The sequence below is a fragment of the Flavobacterium aestivum genome, from assembly GCF_026870175.2.
Classification (GTDB): Bacteria; Bacteroidota; Bacteroidia; order Flavobacteriales; family Flavobacteriaceae; genus Flavobacterium; species Flavobacterium aestivum.
In genome coordinates this window covers 3,011,015-3,034,253 of the sequence record NZ_CP113977.2, presented here as the reverse complement: position 1 = coordinate 3,034,253, position 23,239 = coordinate 3,011,015, and the positions used below count along the sequence as shown (strand labels likewise).

The 23,239-nt window shown below is 33.0% G+C and carries 18 protein-coding genes and 1 other RNA gene; 7 read left to right on the top strand and 12 right to left on the bottom strand.

The annotated features are described in order from the left end of the window. The first annotated feature begins 621 nt into the window (after positions 1–621). Positions 622–1,965: a sugar MFS transporter gene (locus OZP08_RS12970; protein ID WP_281322037.1), complete on the top strand. Its 1,344-nt coding sequence runs from the start codon at positions 622–624 to the stop codon at positions 1,963–1,965. Positions 1,966–2,217: 252 nt separating this feature from the next. Continuing rightward, the gene (locus OZP08_RS12965; protein WP_268846511.1) at positions 2,218–3,657 is read left to right on the top strand and encodes an MFS transporter; all 1,440 of its coding nucleotides are present in this window, start codon (positions 2,218–2,220) and stop codon (positions 3,655–3,657) included. Between the two features lie 238 nt (positions 3,658–3,895). Here the strand turns inward: OZP08_RS12965 and fsa are convergent, their stop codons facing one another. From fsa to ffs, 3 genes are all read right to left on the bottom strand, one after another. Continuing rightward, on the bottom strand, positions 3,896–4,552 hold the full coding sequence (gene fsa, locus OZP08_RS12960) for a fructose-6-phosphate aldolase (RefSeq protein ID WP_268846510.1): 657 nt from the start codon (positions 4,550–4,552) through the stop codon (positions 3,896–3,898). Between the two features lie 119 nt (positions 4,553–4,671). Further along, positions 4,672–5,475 carry an SDR family oxidoreductase gene (locus OZP08_RS12955; protein ID WP_268846509.1) on the bottom strand — a complete coding sequence of 268 codons (804 nt, stop codon included), beginning with the start codon at positions 5,473–5,475 and terminating at the stop codon, positions 4,672–4,674. 251 nt (positions 5,476–5,726) lie between these two features. Further along, positions 5,727–5,824, bottom strand: an RNA gene (ffs, locus tag OZP08_RS12950) — signal recognition particle sRNA small type. An 88-nt stretch (positions 5,825–5,912) separates the two neighbouring features. Here ffs and OZP08_RS12945 point away from each other — a divergent pair. Together OZP08_RS12945 and hutI are read left to right on the top strand one after the other, a co-directional pair. After that, on the top strand, positions 5,913–6,962 hold the full coding sequence (locus OZP08_RS12945; RefSeq protein ID WP_281322036.1) for a glutaminyl-peptide cyclotransferase: 1,050 nt from the start codon (positions 5,913–5,915) through the stop codon (positions 6,960–6,962). A gap of 7 nt (positions 6,963–6,969) precedes the next feature. Beyond that, entirely contained in the window at positions 6,970–8,208 is a 1,239-nt protein-coding gene (hutI, locus tag OZP08_RS12940; RefSeq protein WP_281322035.1) for an imidazolonepropionase, read from the top strand. A 148-nt stretch (positions 8,209–8,356) separates the two neighbouring features. Here hutI and OZP08_RS12935 read toward each other — a convergent pair whose 3' ends face one another. Further along, entirely contained in the window at positions 8,357–9,232 is an 876-nt protein-coding gene (locus OZP08_RS12935) for a DUF8428 domain-containing protein (RefSeq protein ID WP_268846508.1), read from the bottom strand. A gap of 85 nt (positions 9,233–9,317) precedes the next feature. Here OZP08_RS12935 and OZP08_RS12930 point away from each other — a divergent pair, with 85 nt between their 5' ends. From OZP08_RS12930 to OZP08_RS12920, 3 genes are all read left to right on the top strand, one after another. Next, positions 9,318–10,358 carry a formimidoylglutamase gene (locus OZP08_RS12930; protein WP_281322034.1) on the top strand — a complete coding sequence of 347 codons (1,041 nt, stop codon included), beginning with the start codon at positions 9,318–9,320 and terminating at the stop codon, positions 10,356–10,358. Positions 10,359–10,580: 222 nt separating this feature from the next. Then, a complete protein-coding gene (locus tag OZP08_RS12925; protein WP_281322033.1) occupies positions 10,581–11,831 on the top strand; it encodes a DEAD/DEAH box helicase in 1,251 nt (416 codons plus the stop codon). A 146-nt stretch (positions 11,832–11,977) separates the two neighbouring features. After that, complete coding sequence (locus tag OZP08_RS12920; RefSeq protein WP_281322032.1) at positions 11,978–12,445, top strand: Hsp20/alpha crystallin family protein; 468 nt, start codon at positions 11,978–11,980, stop codon at positions 12,443–12,445. 64 nt (positions 12,446–12,509) lie between these two features. Here OZP08_RS12920 and OZP08_RS12915 read toward each other — a convergent pair whose 3' ends face one another. The 8 genes from OZP08_RS12915 to OZP08_RS12880 form a co-directional block, all read right to left on the bottom strand. Then, the gene (locus OZP08_RS12915) at positions 12,510–14,717 is read right to left on the bottom strand and encodes a tetratricopeptide repeat-containing hybrid sensor histidine kinase/response regulator (protein ID WP_281322031.1); all 2,208 of its coding nucleotides are present in this window, start codon (positions 14,715–14,717) and stop codon (positions 12,510–12,512) included. Between the two features lie 221 nt (positions 14,718–14,938). Further along, positions 14,939–16,213, bottom strand: coding sequence for a dicarboxylate/amino acid:cation symporter (locus tag OZP08_RS12910; RefSeq protein WP_281322030.1), 1,275 nt, complete (start codon positions 16,211–16,213; stop codon positions 14,939–14,941). A gap of 79 nt (positions 16,214–16,292) precedes the next feature. Next, positions 16,293–17,354, bottom strand: coding sequence for a chorismate synthase (aroC, locus tag OZP08_RS12905; RefSeq protein ID WP_268846505.1), 1,062 nt, complete (start codon positions 17,352–17,354; stop codon positions 16,293–16,295). 199 nt (positions 17,355–17,553) lie between these two features. Then, entirely contained in the window at positions 17,554–18,225 is a 672-nt protein-coding gene (locus tag OZP08_RS12900) for a copper homeostasis protein CutC (RefSeq protein WP_268846504.1), read from the bottom strand. A 28-nt stretch (positions 18,226–18,253) separates the two neighbouring features. Then, positions 18,254–19,255: an isoaspartyl peptidase/L-asparaginase family protein gene (locus tag OZP08_RS12895; RefSeq protein WP_281322029.1), complete on the bottom strand. Its 1,002-nt coding sequence runs from the start codon at positions 19,253–19,255 to the stop codon at positions 18,254–18,256. Between the two features lie 289 nt (positions 19,256–19,544). Beyond that, entirely contained in the window at positions 19,545–20,444 is a 900-nt protein-coding gene (locus OZP08_RS12890) for an ROK family protein (protein ID WP_281322028.1), read from the bottom strand. A 187-nt stretch (positions 20,445–20,631) separates the two neighbouring features. Further along, a complete protein-coding gene (locus tag OZP08_RS12885; RefSeq protein ID WP_268846501.1) occupies positions 20,632–21,723 on the bottom strand; it encodes a glycoside hydrolase family 18 protein in 1,092 nt (363 codons plus the stop codon). A gap of 29 nt (positions 21,724–21,752) precedes the next feature. Beyond that, positions 21,753–23,216 (bottom strand): glycoside hydrolase family 125 protein, encoded by a 1,464-nt coding sequence (locus OZP08_RS12880; RefSeq protein WP_281322027.1) that lies wholly within the window; start codon positions 23,214–23,216, stop codon positions 21,753–21,755. Positions 23,217–23,239 lie beyond the last annotated feature (23 nt).

The window sequence follows — 23,239 nt, the reverse complement described above, 5'->3', positions numbered from 1 at the left end:
TCCTTGTTTTTTTATTGCAACATCAAAACTATTAAAAAATAAAACGCAAATCATTAAAAACCAATTAATTACAACAGTAATTTAGTTGAATTTTACAGAAAAACCCTTTTGAGAATTTAATATTTAATTTTGAACCGTGATTATGACTGAATATTAAAATCTGAGCAAGGAAATTTTCAATGAAAATGCAGTTAAAATCAAAAAAGGTTCATTCTTGCCAAAACTTCCAATTTTATTAAGATGCTATTCTAGCAATCTTTTCATTCTATCCTCTAAATAGTAAAACTGATTATTATAAACCGACTATAATTTTAAGCTTTTTACAGTATTAAAATATTTTAGTTTTTATAAGAATAAAATATCATTTTTCACACATTAAGTGTGTTCGAACACATTTTTATTGGTTTTTCTTGCTTAACAATATTTTAATCCATAGTTTCGTGATTAGATAACTTTTAAAAAGCAATTATTGAAAAGACATAACAGTTGTTTTTCATAAATAAAACAGAAACAACAAAAAGACAAATAACACATATCCAATAAGTTAATATTGAGTTTCATCTAACACTATAACCAATTGCATATTACTAACCCGAACCATTAACCAATAAAAAAACCAAAATGAATCAAACCAACCATACTGCAAGAACCCCGCTCATTATCATTGCATCCTTATTTTTTATCTTCGGATTTGTAACTTGGGCTAACGGAACACTGATACCCTTTTTTAAGTTATCATTTGGTTTATCAAACACTCAAGCGTTTTTTGTAACCTTCGCTTCTTATATCGCCTATTTCTTTTTGGCATTGCCTTCATCATGGATTTTAAAAAAAATAGGGTTCAAAAATGGAATTATTTTTGGCTTACTAATCTTAGGACTGGGTTCATTGATTTTCATTCCAGCGGCACAAGCACGTTCATTTCCCCTATTCTTAGCCGGTATTTTTATTCAAGGTGCCGCCTTAGCTTTATTACAAACAGCTGCTAATCCTTACTTAACAATCATTGGGCCAATAGAAAGCGCAGCAAAACGCATTAGTATTGCGGGCATCTGCAACAAATTTGCAGGTATGATTGTACCAGTGATTATGGGTACTATTTTCTTAAAAAATGCAGCCGAGATCGAGAAAAAGATTGCAGATGCTACAGGAATTGAAAAAGAAAATATATTAGCAGAAGTTTTGTCTAGAGTAAATACTCCATATATCGTTCTCGCCATAGTTTTCTGCGCATTTGCCATACTGGTAAAATACACCTACTTGCCAGAAATTGAAGTTGAAGAAGATATAATAGATGAAACCAAAGGAGAAGTTATAAAGCATAAATCTATTTTTCAATTTCCTCATTTATTTCTTGGAGCAATTTGCATCTTTGTTTATGTAGCTGCTGAAGTTATGGCTGGAGATATAATTGGAGTTTACGGAAAAGCCTTGGGAATTGCCCCCGATTCTGCCAAATACCTAACTTCTTTGACTTTATTCAGTATGTTAATAGGTTATATAACGGGGATTTTCACAATCCCAAAATATATATCACAACAAAAAGCATTACGCATTTGTGCCATTTTAGGAATTGTATTTTGCACATTGGCTTTTTTAACCGCAAGTTCTCAGCTTTCGGTTGTATTTATTGCCTTACTGGGATTATCAAACTCTTTGATGTGGCCGGCAATCTTCCCACTTGGAATTAGCCATTTAGGAAAATTTACTAAAACTGGTTCGGCTATTATGATTATGGGTATTGCAGGTGGCGCAATTTGGCCGTTAATATATGGTTTTTTAAGTGACCTACCATCACATGGCGGATTAGGTATTCCTTTTCATATTGCGTTTTATGTTTCTATACTTCCTTGCTATTTGTACATTTTATATTTTGCAATATCTGGGCATAAAGTTGGTAAAACCCTAAAAAAAACTATTGCAGAAAAGTCAGCTGTGCAACTTGAAAAAATAAGTGAATTCTAAAAAAAGAAAAAACTTAACCCAAAAATAAAACTAAAGCTTATTTCGCTAGCATCCGAAATAAGCTTTTTTTTTGAGTCCAATTTTATAATTTTCTTTGACAAAAACTCCCTTGGTTGAAGAAATAATGTCGTTCATATAAAAGTCAAAAAAATTATAACAGATAATTTTTTTTAGAAATTCCTAACAAATATATTTACAGCCTTGCAGCAAAAAAACAACAAATTATTAACTAAAAAAATTAAATTTTAAATCATGAGTTCAGAAAATTCACAGACCAAATGGGGTCAATTTATTCCTCTAGTTATAGTATTCTTTTTTTGGGGATTTGTAGCTGCAAGTAATGACATTCTAATACCAGTTTTCAAAAAAGCATTTGATTTAACACAAGGCGAAAGTCAATTAGTAGCTTTTGCATTCTATATTGCATACACAGTTGGTTCTCTTATTTATATGGGAGTTTCTGTTTTAATAAAAGAGGATTTAGTGAACAAAATTGGATACAAAAATGGATTATCACTAGGTTTGCTTATTTCTGCATTAGGTACACTTTTGTTTTATCCGGCAGCCAATACAGGATCTTTTCAATTAATGCTAGCAGGTCTTTTTATAGTTGGTTTAGGATTTTCATTGCAACAAACCGTGGCAAACCCATTGGCAATTGCTTTAGGACCAATCAAAACCGGTTCACAACGTCTAACATTAGCAGGAGGTATCAATAATTTAGGAACTACAATTGGTCCGCTAATTGTAAGTTTTGCTATTTTCGGATCAAGTGCAAATGCTAATCCGGATGCAAATATAGAAAGCGTTAAAATTCCATACCTAGTGCTAGGATTTGCTTTTTTAGTAGTGGCGATTTTATTAAAATTTTCATCATTACCAGAACGACCAGAACTAATTGAAGAAGATGATTCTCATGATAAAATAACAGTAAAAACATCAGCCTTGCAATACCCACAATTAGTAATGGGAATGATTGCTATATTTTTATATGTTGGTGTCGAAGTATCTACAGCAAGTAATTTGCCTGCCTATATGGAAAGTAAATTAGGATTTTTGACTAAAGATGTAGCTCCATACATATCGTTATATTGGGCAAGTTTAATGATTGGCCGTTGGACTGGGGCTATTGAAGCTTTTACAGAAAATATGAGTTTACAAAAAATTCTACGTTTCATTGCTCCATATTTAGCATTTGGTGTTTTCTTAGCTGTTAATGCAATAGCAAAACATGATTTAACTCCTTTTTATATCTACGGATTAGTAATTCTGGTATTAATTGCTGCTGATATGGCCAGTAAAGGAAATCCAGCCAGAATGTTACTTATATTTTCTTTATTAGGAATAGTAGCTTTAGGTATCGGAATGTTTACTCAAGGAATGGTGAGTGTATATGCCTTTACAAGTGTAGGTTTATTTTGTAGTACCTTATGGCCTTGTATCTTTACTTTGGCAGTAAGCGGATTAGGAAAACACACTAGCCAAGGAAGTAGCTTCCTGATTATGATGATTATGGGTGGTGGTTTTGTTAGTGTTTTTCAAGGTAAAATTGCAGAGATCATCGGAATACAAAATAGCTATATCGTGGGTATCATTTGCTTTGCTTATTTAGCATTTTATGCTTGGAAAGTAAGTGCAATTCTAAAAGCACATGGAATCAATTTTGACCAAAAAATATCTGGAGGGCATTAAGATTTTAGATTGCAGATTTTAGATTTCTGATTTAAGTGGAAATTTTATTTATATCGAAAATCTAAAATCTATTAGATTTATACTTAACATTTTAGATAAGCTAAAACAGAAATTACTAGAATTGATACAAACAAAAACTCCCATTTTGCTATGCATAATGGGAGTTTTATTTATATCGAAAATCTAAATTCTAAATTCTGAATCTAAAATCTAAAATTAGAAATCTGCAATCTAAAATCTATTTGTTTCCTTTCTCGAAATCAGCAACAAACTGAGCCAATCCAATATCTGTTAATGGGTGTTTCAATAAACCAGAAATAGCAGATAAAGGTCCAGTCATAACATCGGCACCAATTTTTGCACAGTTTACAATATGCATTGTATGACGAACAGAAGCTGCAAGAATTTGAGTTTCATAACCATAGTTATCGTAGATTTCTCTAATTTCTTCAATCAAAGCCAATCCATCAGTTGAAATATCATCTAAACGTCCAATGAATGGAGAAACGTAAGTAGCACCTGCTTTAGCAGCCAATAAAGCTTGACCAGCAGAGAATACTAAAGTTACATTAGTTTTAATATCTTTATCTGAAAAATATTTGGCAGCCATTACCCCTTCTTTAGTCATTGGTAATTTTACAACGATTTGCTCGTGTAAATCTGCTAATTCTTCACCTTCTCTAATCATTCCATCGTAATCTAGCGCGTTTACTTCAGCACTTACATCACCATCAACCAAATTACAGATATCAACATAATGTTTCAAAATGTTGTTTTTTCCTGTAATTCCTTCTTTAGCCATCAAAGATGGATTAGTCGTTACTCCGTCTAAAACGCCTAATGCTTGTGCTTCTTTAATTTGAGCTAAATTAGCAGTGTCAATAAAAAATTTCATAATATATTTATATTTAATTGTGTGTTCAAAAAATTAGGTGCAAAATTACGAAATCAATATCAATAACAATTGCAATTTCAAAATAATATGCTCCTTATCAAATCCCCCTTTTTGAATTACTAAAGCTTATAATGGTTCATAAGCATTTTTTCATATACTTTATCTGGCAGAACCCTCTTAAGTACAATAGAGAACTTTTGCATAAAAGCACCAACTTTATAGTGAATTTTTGGGCTTGAATTTTGGATAACTGCATAAACAGCTTCAGCCATTTCATTGGGATTACTTCCGCTATCAACATGTTCATCCATCGTTTTCAGGTTGTTTCCATAAGGCACTTCATAAGCAGACCCTTTTATGACAGGCGCATGAAAACGCCCAGCAGCAATGTTTGTTGCAAAATCACCTGGAGCAATGTTGGTAATTTGTATACCAAAAGACTTCACTTCCATTCTCAATGCTTCGGTAATTAATTCTAAAGCTCCTTTAGATGCTGAATAAATACTTCTATACGGTAAACCCATGTAACCCGCAATTGAGGTTACATTAATAATTAATCCCGATTGTTGTGCACGCATTTGTGGTAATGCGGCTTTCATCACTTCAATAGGTCCAAAAAAATTGGTTTCGAAGTTATTTTTAATTTCAGACATCGGAATTTCTTCCAAAGGTCCAGTGATACCAACACCGGCATTATTGATTACTACATCTAGTCTTCCTGATGTTGTTATAACTTTGGCAACAGCCGATTGAATAGATGCTGCATCCCTAACATCTAAAGCTATTAAAGGAAATACTGAATTAAGAATACGTTCCGGATTTCTACTTGTACCATACACCACAAATCCTTTATGATGCAAAAATTCTCCTATGGACTTCCCTATTCCTGAAGATCCTCCCGTAATTAGTACTACTTTATTCATTATTATGAGTTATGAATTATAAATTATGAGTTTTGAATTCTGTCTTCTGCCATCTTACTTCTATCTTCTTACTTCTATCTTCTTACTTCTATCTTCTTACTTCTATCTTCTTACTTCTATCTTCTTACTTCTATCTTCTTACTTCTGTCTCCTTACTTCTATCTTCTTACTTTTATCTTCTGCTTAATTAGCATTGGGTAAAAATAAAAAAATCCTCCCGAAGGAAGACTACTTTTCTTATAATTCTTTAAAAATGGCAAGCGACCTACATCGCACCGCTCAACCACGTACCCTTGCTATGTTCCCATCCTGGGGGAGTCTGCAGGAGCTGGTCGTGTAGGACTTGCCGGTGCAAATATACAACCTTTTTATATTTGTGCAAGTCCTTTGTACCTTAAAATTATCGTTGTATATTGGCTTTTTAAAATATTAAAACTATGAAAAATTATAACTTCCTACTAACCATTTTATTAGGAATCACTTTAGTAAATTGCGAAGCCACAAAAAAAGGTGAAAATTCTATATTTACCTTCGATAATTCTAATTATAAGTCCCAATATCTATCAGAAGACGCCCTTTCCTTGGGAGTTTTGAACCCAAATTCTAAAACAGTAGATAGTATAATCTACTATGTAAACGATAAAAAAGTAGGTTCAGAAAAAGGTTTAGAGAAATTGAATTTTGAATTGAAAGACCAAAAACTAGGTTACCAATACCTGAAAGCACTGGTTTATTTTGGCGGAGAAAACTCTACAGCAACTGCTAGGATAGAATTGGTTTCGAATGTGCAACCAAAATTATTAAAATATAAAATTGTAAATACCTATCCGCACGATACTGCTTCATTTACTGAAGGATTAGAGTTTCACAATGACACCCTATTCGAAAGCACAGGACAAAAAGGAGATTCTTATTTTAGAAAATACGATTATAAAACCGGAAAAATATATAAACAGATAGATTTGGAACCTCAATATTTTGGTGAGGGAATTACCTTTGTAAACGATAAATTATACCAATTGACATGGCAAGAAAAAACAGGCTTCATATATGATGCAAAAACTCTGAAATTGGAAAAAAAATTCGCTTACGATAAAGATATCGAAGGATGGGGAATGACCAATGATGGAAAATACATTTACCAAACGGATAAAACAGAAAAAATTTGGAGAATGGATCCCAAAACACAAAAAATGATAGACTATATCAATGTATATTCTGGAGATTCCAAAATTAAAGCCATCAATGAGTTAGAATGGATTAATGGTAAAATTTATACTAATGTTTGGACAAAAGATGCAATTGCAGTAGTAAACCCAAACAACGGAGCTGTAGAAGGAATTCTAGACATGTCCGGTTTACGTAAATTAGTAAAAGTAACTCCAGATGATGTCTTAAACGGAATTGCATACAACCCAAAAACTAAAACCATTTTTGTTACTGGTAAAAATTGGGATAAAATGTTTGAAATAACAGTTTCTGAATAAATATAAAATGACAACATTAATCGTTAATATAAAGGAGCTGCTTCAAATTCGGGAAACTTCGATTCTAAAAGTTTCAGGTGCCGATATGGCGGTGCTCCCAACACTAAAGAATGCTTATTTATTACTCCAAGACGATCTAATTACTGATTTTGGATCAATGGATAATTTGCCAAAAATTACCGCAGATAATACTATTGACGCCACTGGAAAAATCATCCTTCCTTCTTGGTGTGATAGTCATACTCACATTGTTTACGCAGGCAATCGCGAACAAGAATTCGTAGATCGTATAAACGGAATGACGTATGAAGAAATTGCTAATCGTGGTGGTGGAATTTTAAATTCAGCCAAAAAACTCAACGAAACTTCTCAAGAAGAAATTTACGAGCAATCGAAAGCACGTCTTGAAGAAGTAATGCAATTAGGAACCGGAGCTGTTGAAATTAAATCAGGTTATGGACTCACTGTTGAAGGTGAACTCAAAATGCTTAAAGTAATTCAGCAGTTATCACAAAACTATCCAATAACCATAAAAGCTACTTTTCTTGGTGCACACGCCTTCCCTATTGCTTATAAAGACAATAAAAAAGGATATATCGATTGCATTATAAATGAAATGCTTCCTGAAATTGCTAAAAATAAATTAGCCGATTTTATTGATGTATTTTGCGAAACTGGTTATTTTACTGTTGAAGAGACAGAACAAATTATGAAAGCAGGGATAGAATTTGGCTTAAAGCCAAAAATCCATGTTAATCAATTCAACTCTATTGGCGGAATTCAAGCTGGAATAAAATACAATGCGCTTTCTGTAGACCATCTCGAAGTAATGAAACCGGAAGACATACAGTCCTTAAAAAATACCGAAACTATGCCAGTGGCTTTACCATCATGTTCGTATTTTTTGAGTATTCCATACACCCCAGCTAGAGAAATGATTGCCGAAGGTTTGCCTTTGGCTCTTGCAACAGACTATAACCCTGGCTCTACTCCATCTGGAAATATGAATTTTGTAGTTGCTACTGCTTGCATTAAAATGAAAATGACTCCAGAAGAAGCCATAAATGCTGCTACAATAAATGGTGCTTATGCCATAGGGATTTCCAACACTCACGGAAGTATTACAATTGGAAAAAAAGCCAATCTTATCATAACAAAACCAATTCCTTCTTATTATCAATTGCCGTATGCATTTGGTAGTAATTTAATCGATACAATTATCATTAATGGTACAATTTTAAAATAATAAAAAAGGAACATACAGTTCCTTTTTTATTTTAAATACATTTTTACAGCATAATAATTAGAATAAAATCTTTTAAAATTATGCGCAAAAAAAGAGGAGCCAATTAGCTCCTCTTTTTTTTGACAAATTGTCTAATTACTTCATTTTCTTATCTCAATGAAAAACTTGTTGTAGAAACCATTTGATCTTTATCAAATACATTTACGGTATACAATCCTTTTGCGAAATCTTTACCTGCTAAATCTTGTGAAACTTGAACCGTTTTATTTTCGTATTTCACACTAGAAATAAAGCTGTACTTCAATTCTTTATCTCCAAAAGTAATAGTTTTAGAATCACCCAAAACATTATTTTTACTGTCAATCACTTGTACATAATAGTCTTTATCTCCTGATTTTGCAATAGAGTTTTCAGCAATAGTAAAGCTTATTTTAAGAACATTAGCTCTACTCGCTTTATCTGTAGCAATTTCTTTTCCTGAACTTTTTAATTTATAAGCTGCAGTTTGTAAATTTAAAATTGACAATTTAGACCCTTTTTCAACTGTTTTAGCTAAGTCTTCATTTTGACCTACTAATACTTCATTGAATTTTTGTGCTTGACCTAAAACAACAACAGTACTGTCACGTTGAGTAGTCAAAGTTGTATTTTGTTTTTTCAATCCTTCATTTTCAGCCATCAAAACTTTCATGTTACCTTGAAGAGTTTGCATTTGGCTTCTGAATTTTGAAACATCCCCTTGTGACTTTTTAAGATCATCCATCAACTTTACAACTTTATCTCTTTCTTGGATTAACTCCTCAGACATAGATGTGTTTTCTGCAATTGCAGCGTCATAAGTTGCTTTTAAGTCCTGTAAGTCTTTCATTACTGATTCTTTTTCAGAACTTGTTTTTGTAATTTCTGAATGAACTGTTTCTACTTCTGAAGACATTTTAAAAATATAAACTAAACTTCCTACTAATAAAATAGCTAAAACCGCTATAACAGCCTTTAGACTCGAATTACTCTTTTGATTTTCCATGTTAAAATATAATTGTTTATACAAATTTAATAATATATATAACGTAAGTATGTACAATTATATTATTTTTGGCAAATATTTTTTTATGGAAAAACTTATCACATTCAGTATTAACGACCTCGCTAAAATTACCAATCACAGAAGTGGTGAAATTAAGTTTGGCGAAAAAATGCTTACAATTCCTAAAAATACTGATCCTATTGCCTTCATAAAATCTAGTGAAGCAAAATATGTTTTGTTTGGAATCCCTGAAGATATTGGAGTTAGAGCCAATTTCGGACGCCCTGGAGCAGCATCTGCTTGGGCAAGTGCCATAAAAAGTATCGCAAATATTCAGCACAATCGTTTCTCCAAAGGCAATCAAATTATCATTTTAGGTCAGCTTGACGTGAGCCAGGAAATGAAAGAAGTAGAAAATTTAGACTTTAACGATGTTGATGATCGTTCTAAATTAAGTCAATTGGTTGTAAAAATCGACAAAGAAGTTTCCCATATAATATTCAAAATTGTTCAAGCCGGAAAAATTCCTATAGTAATAGGTGGAGGTCATAATAATGCCTACGGAAATATTAAAGGATCTGCCCTAGCAAAAGGAAAAGCAATAAATGCAATAAATTTTGATGCCCATTCTGACTTTAGAATTCTTGAAGGCCGTCATAGTGGAAACGGATTTTCATATGCATATGAAGAAGGCTTTCTGAAAAAATATTTTATTTTCGGGTTACATGAAAATTACACTTCTAAAAGTGTTTTGGATATCATAAAAAAAATCGAAGATCGAGTTCGATACAATACTTATGATAGCGTAAACATAAGAAAAGAAAAAAACTTCAATCAAGAAATGGTTAATGCTCTGGAGTTTATAAAAAATGACAGTTACGGTATAGAAATCGATCTTGATGCTATTCCGAATATTGCCAGTAGTGCCATGACTTTAAGTGGTTTTTCTATTGAAGAACTCCGCCAGTTTGTTTCTTATTTTGGTAAAAATAAAAACGCAACCTACCTTCATATTTGTGAAGGCGCACCCGATTTAGGCGAAGAGAAAAACAATCATTTAATTGGAAAACTTATAGGATACTTGGTTACTGATTTTATGAAAGCACAAAATTCAATTACAGTATAGTACTAAGTTAATTAAAAAATTGAATGATTGAATGATTGAAAAATTGAAACCCTTAATCTTTTAATCTTTTAATCTTTTAATCTTTTAATCTTTTAATCTTTTAATCTTTTAATCTTTTAATCTTAAAGTCTAAGAATCTAAGAAACTTAGTAACTAAGAATAATAACACTATCTTTGTGCCCTTATCTCTGTACTTAATACAAGATATTTAATACAAACAATATGTTATTCGAAGATTTATCACTTTCAAAAAGTATACAAAGAGCCGTATTTGAAGAAGGCTATACACAAGCAACTCCCATTCAGGAACAATCTATTCCAGTTATATTGGCTGGAAAAGATTTGGTGGGTTGTGCACAAACTGGAACAGGAAAAACTGCTGCTTTTGCCATTCCGATCATTCATCAATTACACCGAATAGTAGGTTCTTCAAAAAAAACTAAAGTAGTTCGTGCGCTCGTGGTTACTCCAACCAGAGAATTAGCTGTTCAAATTGGACAAAGCTTTGATACTTACGGAAAGTATACTAATTTAACACAACTAACTCTTTTTGGAGGAGTTTCTCAAAACCCACAGGTTGACGCTCTTAAAAATGGCGTCGATGTAGTAATTGCAACACCAGGAAGACTTCTTGACTTGCACAAGCAAGGATTTATAGACCTTAATCACTTACATACATTAGTTCTTGATGAAGCTGACCAAATGCTTGACATGGGATTTGTAAATGATGTAAAAAAAATTGTAAAACTTACACCAAGAAACAGACAAACGCTTTTGTTTTCTGCAACTATGCCAATCGCTATTAGAGAATTGGCCGAAATGTTCCTTACAGATCCAGAAACTGTGACGGTTTCACCTGTATCATCAACAGCAGAAAATGTAGAGCAGCGTATTTATTTTGTTGAAAAGGGAGAAAAAAGAAACTTATTATATCATTTGATTAAAAATGACAATCTATCTAATGTCCTTGTATTTTCAAGAACAAAGCATGGTGCCGATAATGTGGTAAAAGCATTAAGAAAAAACAATATTCCTGCCGAAGCTATACATGGTGATAAATCACAAAATGCAAGACAACGCGTACTTGACGCCTTTAAAAACAAAGAGGTTGGTGTACTTGTAGCAACTGATATTGCTGCTCGAGGGATAGATATTGATCAATTGCCTTTTGTCATCAATTTTGATTTGCCTAATATTCCTGAAACTTATGTTCATAGAATTGGTAGAACTGGTCGTGCAGGAAATGGCGGAATTGCAATTTCGTTTTGCAGTAAAGACGAGCATGTTTACTGGAAAGATATTCAGAAACTAATAAAAGTGGATGTTCAAACCGTAAGCGATCATCCTTATCCTTGGCATTCAGGAAGTCCTGAAAAAACTCAAACCCCACAAAAAAACTCAAATAGAAGTGGTGGAGCACATAAATCCAGAAAATCTAACGCTTCTAAACAAAACAAAAAACGTTGGTATTAAACCATTTTCTGTTGAATTTAAAATGTAAAAAAACACTTTTTAACCTTGAGTTAAAAAGTGTTTTTTATTATATAACACAATACAAAACAGCGATTTGCATCGTAAATTTGTAATAGCAAAACGATTAACTCTAAAATAATCATATCATGGACTCATTAATTAAAAGAGATGGTATGTTCCCAACTGTGGTAAGCAAATTGGTTAATCCTCTATTTGAAGATTTTTTCACTAGAGACATTTCTGATTGGGCAGATAGAAGTATTCCTTCTATAGGAGTAAATTTACCATCAGTGAACTTGAAAGAGACCGAAACTAAATTCGAAATTGAATTAGCGGCTCCAGGTTTAAAAAAAGAAGATTTTAAAATCGAAGTAGACAATAATATGCTTATTGTTTCCGCTGAAAAAGAAGAGAAAAAAGAAGAAACAAATAAAAAAGATAATTATGTTCGAAAAGAATTTAACTATCAATCTTTTTACAGATCATTCAATCTACCTGAAAACGCAGATGAAAACAAAATAGAAGCCACTTATAAAGATGGTATTCTTGATGTTAGCATTACTAAAAAAAGTGTAGAAAGAAACAAATCATTGAAAGCTATTCCAGTAAAATAAAAATAGTAAATCACGCAGTATCATCAATCAAGTAAGGATTTACAAGAAAATTAAAAAGCGTTGTTTAGACAACGCTTTTTGCATTTTGTATAAGGCAGTTTATAATTTTAAATAACTGTAGTGGTTCAAAAGGTTTTACAATAATATCATTCATTCCTGCAGCAATTGCCTCCTCAGTGATCTCATTTTTGTCAAAGGCTGTTAAAGCAATAATTGGCGTTTCGATTCCGTTTTGCCTAATCCGTCTTGAAGTTTCAAAACCATTAATTAAAGGCATATTGATATCCATCAAAATAACATCAAATACCTCTGTATTTAAAATTTCTAAAGCTGCATAACCATCTTCTACAACGGTACACGAATAATTATTCCTTTCAATGGTCTTTTTTGTAATAACCTGATTTATTAGATTGTCTTCAACAATAAGTACATTGAATGTCTGACCAAAAGTTAAATTAATATCTATATCATTGATAATCTCGGTTGCTTTTACTTTATCGTATTCAAAATCAATAGCAAATCTAAAAACAGTTCCTTTACCCAGCTCACTCTCTACTGATATAGTACTGCCAAATAGTTCTAATAATCTTTTAACGATTGATAAACCAAGACCTGTACCTTGATAATCTATTTCTTTTCTTCCGACCTGAACAAACTTATCAAAAATTTTATCTTTATCTATTGGGGCAATACCTATTCCGTTATCTTCTACACTAAATTCCAGTGTATGTATATTCCCTTTTATTTTTGTTTGTTTGACAACTATCCAAACCTCTCCATTATTAGTGAATTTCAATGCGTTACTCACTAAATTCATAAAGATTTGTGCAAACCTTAATTTATCACCTATCAAACTTTCTGGAATGGTAGGATCTACATCTATGTAGATGGTATTTTTGTTCTTTTGGGCGATGAACGAAAGTGAATTTTTTATCATATTCAATTCATCCAATATATTGAAGGTTAAACGCTCCAGCACAATTTTATTTTCGTCCATTTTGTTAATTTGAAGAATATCATTCACCAATGACAACAAATACCTTGCCGAGAATTTTAAGGAATTCAAATGTGGGCTTGTTGCAAGTTCTTGATGTTCTTCCAGAAGTAAATCAGTAATACCAACTACTCCATATAAAGGGGTTCTAAGCTCATGGCTTATTGTAGATACAAATTGTGTTTTAAGATGTGATAATTCTTCGGCTTTTTTATTGGCAATTATCAACTCTTTATTGGCATGCATCAAATCTAAATTTGATTTTCTTCTGTATTTGTTATTTTTAATTAAAGAGTTGAGAAAAAGCAACAATACAAACAAAACTATTACAAAAAGCAATACGATTAGCCTTGATTTTTTAAGGCTTTTATATTGCAAATATTTTTCACTTTCTATTTTATCAATCGCTCTTTTGTATTCATCCAATTCAAAATTAACACCTGCAATGTTAGCTTTAACAGATTTTACTTCGGCAAACATTTCCTCAGTTAACCTATTATAAAGAGATAAATTCTCATAAGCTTCTTTATACGCCTTCTGCTTTAATAAAAACTTAGAATATTCCAGATGGGCATATGACAAATCTGATTTATTATTTTGCTCTTGCCCTATTTTAATTGCCTCAAGAAAATACTTATCTGCCTTATCATTTTCCTTACTATAGCTGTAATACATGCCGTTAAGCATTTTACGAATTACAATGGTAGAACTATCCTCATGCTTATTATGGAATCTATTTAAAAAATCTAAATTATACTTACCATTTCTAAAGCGGCCAATATCAAAATAGGCCCAAGTGATATTGAGATTAGTCAATGCCATTTGAGATGAATCAGGGATTGCTTTGCTATATTCTAATGCTTTTTTATAAAATTCAATTCCTTTCTCGTATTTCTTTTTTTCAAAGCAATACATATTCCCCAAGTTATTATTGATTCTTTCCTTTATGGAATCATTCGAAGTCAAATTGGCAAAGATTAGGGCTTTGTTATAATAAAATATGGCTTTATCAAATTCCATTAATTCATTATAATTTGAAGCGACAACATTATAATTCTTAGCAATAAGTTCGTTATTTTTTATAAATATAGCTTTACGCAATGCAATTCTTGTAATCAATAAAGACTTTTCAAAATTACCGGATTCACGTAATTTTGATGCTTTATAAATTAACTTATCAATGTCTTTCTTAGTTGACGATTGGGTTTGTCCTAACAGGGTGCTTCCTAAGAAATTTAATAATAAAGTAACCAGTATAACTATTCTTGTGAAAGCCATAAATAGCAAATGTTTTTTCAAATATACACTTAAAAATAAACTTTAAAAGCTTTTCCTTAAGTATATTACAAAAAAAATCACTTCCTAAATTAGGAAGAAATATTTTATCTAAAATAAAAAAACAGCTACCCAAAAAATTGAGTAACTGTCTTTATTATTTTTAAAATCCTGATAAAGAATCCTATCCTAAATTTTAATTTATTGCATTAAAATTTGTTGTTTTATTTAGCAATTGAATTCTCTTTTTCATCTTCCCATTTTCCAACTACAGATGTAGCCAATGCATTTCCTAAAACATTTGTTGCGCTTCTAAACATATCACAAAAATGGTCAATTGGCAAAATCAATGCTATTCCTTCAATTGGTATTTTAAACATCCCACAAGTAGCCGCAACAACAACCAAACTTGCTCTTGGCACACCTGCGATTCCTTTACTCGTTAGCATCAAAACAAAAAGCATAGTAAATTGGGTAGGATAATCTAAATGTATTCCATATGCCTGGGCAATAAAAATCCCTGCAAAAGTCATATACATCATACTTCCGTCAAGGTTGAAAGAATATCCTAATGGCAACATAAAAGAAACAATTTTATCTTTTACTCCAAAGTTTTCTAACTCTTCTGTAAGCTTAGGAAAAACTGCCTCAGAACTGGTTGTTCCAAAAGCAATTATCAATGGGCTTACGATATGCTGCAATAATTTTTTCATTCTTTGTCCTAAAAATAGGTATCCTACTAAAATTAACACTACCCAAAGTGTGCTAATCCCTACTAGGAAGGAACCAAAGAATTTAAAATATGTAATTGCCAATTCTTGAAAATCTCTTACAGCAAACACACCCGAAATGGCTCCAAATACACCTATTGGGGCAAACTTCATTACGAAATTCACCATTTTTAAAACAATGTGTGAAGTTCTATCCAAAAAGTCAGTTACTGGTTTTGCTTGATCTCCTAATGAGGCTGCTGCTAGACCGAAGAATATAGAGAATATCACAATTTGTAAAATCTCATTGGTTGCCATCGCTTCAAAAATACTCTTTGGTACAATGTGTTCTATGAAATTTTCGAAAGATAAACTTTGTGTTTTTGTTGTAACATCTGAAGCTGTTGCTAAATCTACATTTGATAAATTTAATCCAACTCCTGGTTGCAATAAATTTACATACAACATTCCGATCAGTAATGAAATGAAAGAAGCGGTAAAAAACCATCCTAACGCTTTCCCTCCAATTCTACCAACTGCTTTTATGTCTCCTAATTTTGCAATTCCAACTACCAAAGTTGTAAATACTAATGGGGAAATAATCATTTGAACTAATCGAATGAAAATAGTGGCCAGCATTTTTATTTTAGTGCTAAATTCTAAAGCCCCCTCAGCTGAAACAGTATTGTGAATAATTACTCCTAATACCGCTCCTAAGAGCATCGCAATTAAAATCTGACCTGTAAGGCCTTTAAAAAAAGATGGTTTTGTGGTCGTGGTTGTATTCATTAAATTAATTTCAAGATTAAGTCTCAATATTTAGCTCGTCAAAATATTGAGTATGCTTTTTTTCTAAAGTGTTTTTTAACTATAAATACGTTTTGTTTATAAGATAAAAATCAGCCAAAACAATAGCAGCCATTGCCTCAACAATAGGCACCGCACGAGGAACTACACATGGATCATGACGTCCTTTTCCTGTCATTTCAGTAATATTCCCTTTATTGTCTAATGATTCTTGTTTTTGCATGATTGTTGCAACCGGCTTGAAAGCAACACGGAAATAGATATCCATTCCGTTGCTGATTCCTCCTTGAATTCCTCCAGAAAGGTTTGTTTTTGTAGTTCCGTCAGGATTGTATAAATCATTGTGTTCACTCCCTTTCATTTTAGAACCACAAAATCCGCTTCCGAATTCAAATCCTTTTACTGCGTTGATCGATAACATTGCTTTTCCTAATTCGGCATGCAATTTATCAAATACCGGTTCTCCCAAACCAATAGGCACATTTTGAATCACGCAAGTAACGGTTCCTCCTACTGTATCTCCTTCTTTACGAATTTCGCGAATATAATCTTCCATAAGCACAGCTGATTCTTCATCTGGGCAACGAACTGGATTATTTTCTGTTTTGGAGAAGTCAAGTTCTTGGTATGGTTTTTCTAAAAATATTGGTCCAACCGAAGAAACGTATGCATTTATTTTAATTTCAGGCAACATTTGTTTTGCTATTGCACCTGCCACAACTCTACTTGCAGTTTCACGTGCTGAACTTCTTCCTCCGCCTCGGTAATCACGTACACCGTATTTTTTTTCATACACATAATCGGCATGACTTGGTCTATAATTATCTTTTATATGGGAGTAATCGTCTGATTTTTGATTGGTATTTGGAATAATAAAACCAATTGGTGTTCCTGTCGTTTTTCCTTCAAAAATTCCCGATAAAAATTGAACATCATCTGGTTCTTTTCTTTGGGTTACTATTGCAGATTGACCAGGCTTTCTTCTAGACATTTCGAATTGAATGGCATCCAAATCCAGTTGAATTCCAGACGGACAACCATCAATGATTCCGCCTAATGCTTCTCCATGTGATTCTCCAAAAGTGGTTACTCTATATAGTGTTCCGTAGCTATTTCCTGCCATTGTTTTATAATTTTAGGCAAATGTAAGTTTTAAGAAGTAAACAAAAAATTATAAACTAGTAATATTTTGCATTTTCAGTTAATCTATTGCCTTTTTCAAAGAGAAGTAAATCATTTTTTTTTGATTTTAAGATTCTAACAGCATTGTATTAAATTAAAATCATATCAATATTTTAAACTCATTTAGGCAATGCTCTTTATTACAAATAACTTTTGATGTTTTTAACTTCATCTCCATTTGTTATTTCAGTAGAATCAGTAATCGCTGAAGAATGGTAATAAGATGCATTTACTTTTTGATCTAACATCCTGATATTTGTAGAGCGCAATCCACCACCGGGCATAACCACAATTCTTCCATTGGCTTTTTCTACCAAAGTTTGTAAAACTTCAATTCCTTCGACCACATTTTCACCTTGTCCTGAAGTCAATACCGTTTGAAATCTGCAATCGATTAACAACTCCAATGATTGGTATACATCAGAAACAACATCGAAGGCACGATGAAAAGTACAGGGAATTGGACTGGCAAGATTCACTAATTCTTTATTTCTTTCTAAATCAAAACTATTATCATTATTTAAGATTCCGAAAACGAATCCATCTACATTGATAGTTTTAAATTGCTCAATTTCAGATTTCATCTGTTCAAATTCAGCATCAGTATAAACGAAATTGCCTCCTCTGGGGCGAATCATCACATTCATTTTTATACTTAATTCAGCACGGACTTTACGAGCGAGTTCAAAATCTGGTGTGGTACCACCTTCCAGCATATTGGCACAAAGTTCCACTCGGTCTGCTCCATTTTGCTGTGCAATTACTGCTGATTCAGCATTGAAACAGGCAATTTCAAGATTCTTATTATTCATAATTTACACATATCGCTATTCCTTTGATCTAGCTTTTCAAAAAATATTCTGCATCGATTAATCGATTTCCAGTTGCATCACAAACAGCATAATTAAAACCGCCCTGAACACAATAGGAACCGTATTCGCCTTCTTTATTTAGAGCTATAAAACCAACTTGTATATCTTTCAGGTTCTTTTTTCGGTTATTCATCAGTTTTACAATTCGAGCTACAGCTTCTTCACAAGCTTTTTGGGGAGAATGACCTTGTCGCATCAGCTCTACAACCAAATTTGATCCGGAAATCCTAATAACTTCCTCTCCGTGTCCCGTGGCTGTTGCAGCACCAACCTCATTATCTACATACAAACCTGCACCAATTATAGGAGAATCTCCTAAACGACCGTGCATTTTGAAAGCCATACCGCTTGTGGTACAAGCTCCTGATAGATTTCCGTTTGTATCCAAAGCTATCATCCCAATCGTATCGTGGTTTTCTATATTTGCTATTGGTTTATACTGGCTTGTTTTAAGCCATTCTTTCCATTCTTTTTCAGATTCTTTGGTCAACAAATTTTCTTTTTTGAATCCTTGTGTTAAGGCAAAACTCAATGCCCCTTCACCTACCAACATTACATGTGGTGTTTTTTCCATTACGGCTCGAGCAACAGAAATAGGATGCTTTATAAATTCTAAACAGCCTACTGAACCAATATTAGATAATTCGTCCATGATACAAGCATCCAGTGTTACTCGCCCATCTCGATCTGGTCGTCCGCCATAGCCTACACTTCTTTCTTCCGGATCGCCTTCTGGGATTTTGACTCCCGCCTCAACGGCGTCTAAAGCACGCCCATTGTTTTTTAGCACATTCCAGGCAGCTTCATTCGCTTGAATTCCAAAACGCCAAGTTGATAGAACAATCGGTTTTCTAACACTTTTTTTGATAGCCGGTAATTCATTCTCTTCAGCTTCAGCTTTGAATGAATTTAAAGCCACTGCTACTGATGCAATGGTGGCTGTCTTTATAAAATTTCTTCTGTTTGTCATATTCTCTTATTATTAAGGCAATATTCTAAAAATCAATTGTATAAATTTAAACCATATAAGACATATAAGCACATTTTTTAGTTTTATTGCAGCAAAATTATATTATATACCCTTACTGTTTCTTATATGGTTGTTTGTTTAAGTGGCTAAGCAACTAAGTTGCTAAGGCTCTAAGATTTTTAAGTTAAAAAGTTTAAGGCTTTTTCTAAACTTTAAAACATAAAATCAAGCTCCACAAAATATTTAAAGATTGTCTACTCAAATCTTAGCAACTTAGTGTCTTTCAATCTTAAAAAGAAAGCATACTCGCCGCTCCTAGCAATGCCGCATCTTCATTGTCACTGGAAACCTGAATACCGATTTCACACCCTGCTTCCTTGATTTTTTTATTGAAAGTGGGTAAGAATAAAGCACTAGAATTAGCAATTTTCCCGCCAATTATAAAATGCTCCGCAGAAAACTTTTTCAAACAAGGAATGACAATTTCAGCCAAATCCTCCCCCATTTCTTCAAATACTTGTAGTGCGTCTTTATCTTCAGCTATTGCACGGTCGTATAGCTCTAATCCGTTTTCTAGTTGAATTCCGCTCAAGGCAAAATATTTCGATAGAAGCCCTCGCAAAGACACATAATCTTCTGCAATACCGTTTTTAAAAGGAAGATTCCAGATTTCACCATCTGTTGGCACAAGAATACCCGAACTGATAGATGCTCCTTTATCTATAAAACAAGAACCTAATCCTGTTCCTAATGTGATTGCCATTACCTTTTTGGAAAGATTCATTTTATCTTTATACACTTCACCTTTACCAAAACAAACGGCATCATTTTCGAAAAAAATATTAAAATCATTCGAAAAACTAAGTCTTTCCCTAAGCAAATCGCTAATATTTAAACCATAAAAATTCTCATATTTATCCTGCCCTTTAATCATAGAAATACCATTTTCATAATCAAATGGTCCAGGGAAACAAACCGTTATTCCTTTTACTTCTTCAACTTCTGATTTAATCAAGGAAAGACGAATTGATTTTTCCCAAAAATCCATAACCTCGTTCACAGATAAATTCGAATCAAAACATTCTTTATGTATTGAAGATTCTAAAACTTCCATGTTTGTAACATCTACAATTGCAGAAGTAATATGACTTCCTCCTACATCCATTCCAATAGCATATACTTTTTTCATTTTGCTTATTCATTGTCAATTAAGGCAATATTTTCACTTATAGTAATACTATAAATAATTCATATTTAATCCTTAATTAGTAACCTATTATATTTACTTATTTATTGTATTAATCAATATTTTTGATGCAATAAGACTTCTGTAAATTCATAATTTACAATCTTTCATCTCTATTCTTTGTGATAAACTATTTTGCTGTTTTTAGCTGATATATTGCATCTACCATACCATTTTGAGGACTATCTAAAACAAGCTCCCAAAACATAATACCTCCCAGTTTGTTTTTTATGGCATAAGACGTTTTGGCTTTTACTGAAGTGATATCATCGCCGGTGGCAAATATTTTTTCCTTTTCGTTATACCAATAGGGAGCCATTGCTTTCTTGTCCCAAAAATATTCCCAACCGTTTGATGGCAGAAAAGTGCTGGAAAAATTCTTGAAATCTACACTGGCTGTTGGTTCTCCCGATTGGTACAATCCTTTGTTTGTATTAGAAACTTCTTTCCAATTACGGGTATAAAAAGCGGCGCCGATAACTAACTTATTTGCTGGTATCCCCATGCTCAGCAAATAGGACACCGCTTTATCTGTAGATTCTTCATCTTTTTTGGTACTATACAATGGGGTGTGATGACCTGTAACTTTTGAATAACCGTTTACTAAATCGTAACTCATAATATTGACCCGATTTACCAATGGCATTATTTTTTTCCACTCGACCGATTCGTCTAAATATTTCTGGAACCCGCCTGCAGCAAAGCTTAATTCATTTTTATTGCCTAATGTTTTGCGAAGTATTTTTATCAGTTCCGTAAAATTTCCTTTATCTGCAGCTTGGAATAAATGCCCTGGATATCCTTCTATTGTTGGATATTCCCAATCTAAATCTAATCCATCACATTTGAAATAATCATTCACTTCTTTTACCGATTGGGCAAAAACTTCCCGCCCTTTTGGAGTGGAAAACGCTTCTGAACACGGAGCACATCCGCTCCAGCCTCCTAATGATAGCATTACTTTTAATTGTGGATTTTTTGATTTTAATGAGACTAGATATTTAATCGCTAGAGAATCTTTTGAAGTATCAACATTTAATTTTCCTTCCTTCAAATGACAAAAACTATAAATGATATGGGTCAATTTATTTACCTCAAATTCATTTATCAATTTATCATCTCCTGTGTAATAGGCTATGATATCCAGATTTTTAGCTTTTTGTGCATTTGCATAGCAAACCGTTAAAAGCGCCAACAAGATAAATTTTATACTTCTGGTCATTGGGTTAGATTTTAAATTAAAAAGAGAATTTAAATATTTTTATCTTTTAATATTTGAGGATGTTTTATACTGGTTTGAACAATCATTTCCCCAAACAAAGTATTTGCCCAAGCAAACCATTTGCGGGTAAACTGCCTGGCATCGTCTTTATGAAAAGATTCATGCATAAATCCAGTATCTGCGTGGGTTTTCTTTAATATCCCTATGCAGTATTTAATCTCATTTTCATCTACACTCGTAATCGCTCTAAGAATGATACTCATTGGCCAAATCGTGTCGGCTCCAGTGTGTGGTCCACCAATTCCTTCGGCTGCTTTTCCTTTATAAAAAAACGGATTGTTTTCTGAAAGCACTACTTTTCTTGTATTCAAATACAATGGACTATCTGGTTTTACCGCTCCTAAATATGGTAATGACAATAGCGAAGGAACATTGGCGTCATCCATAAAATGAAAACTTCCGTAACCGTTTACTTCAAATGCAATTATTTCTCCAAATTTTGGATGCGTGATGATTCCGTTTTCTTTCAATCCTTTTTGTACTTGTTCTTGAAGTTCTTTTGCTTTAGCAACTATAGCATCATCTTTTAAGACTGGGGTTGAGAACATCTCAATTAAATACCCCAATACCTCTATAGCAAACATATTACTCGGAATCAGATAACCAAAAAGTGTGCTATCATCGCTCGGGCGGAAAGTTGAAACAATTAATCCGCAAGGTTTTACAGGGTAACCATATCCGGACAATGGCACTCCGTCTGTAGCCCAAGCTGTATTGCGCTGAAAAGTGTATGGCCCTTTATTTGTCCATCTTTGTTGCTCCTTGAATGTTTGCAAGACTAGATTCATTGCGGCTTTCCAATCATTGTCGAACATACTGATATCTCCGGTTTCTTTCCAATAGCCGTGTGCTAACCTGATTGGGTAACACAAACTATCAATTTCCCATTTGCGTTCATGAATACCCGGTTTCATTTTAGTCAAATCATTCTTCCATTCGCTCACCTGATTAAAATCTTTATAAAAAGCATTTGCATAAGGATCTAGTAGGATACATTTCGTTTGGCGATTAATCACTCCTTTTACAAGCTCTCCCAGTTTTTTATCTTCTTTTACAAAAGGTATATAAGGCCAAATCTGTGCAGTACTGTCACGAAGCCACATGGCATCTATATCTCCCGTAATGACATAAGTATCTGGTTTGCCATCAATAACCTCAAAGTCTACAGTGGTATCTAAAGTATTTGGAAAACAGTTTTCGAATAGCCATGCTAATTCCGGGTTTGCAATTTGCTTTTTGATACGAACAATAGCATCTTCAATGGCTTTACTTGTGAATTTCCTTTGTGCCAAAGGCGGGCGTTGACTCACGAAGTCTTTTTGCTGTAAATTAAAAACTGAATCCGTATTTAAAGCAAATGCATCTGTTTGCAAAGCAAGAACTCCTGCCGAAAAAATTCCTGTGTTTTTTATAAATTTTCTACGTGTTTGCATCGTTTTTAGTTTGTGACACCTGT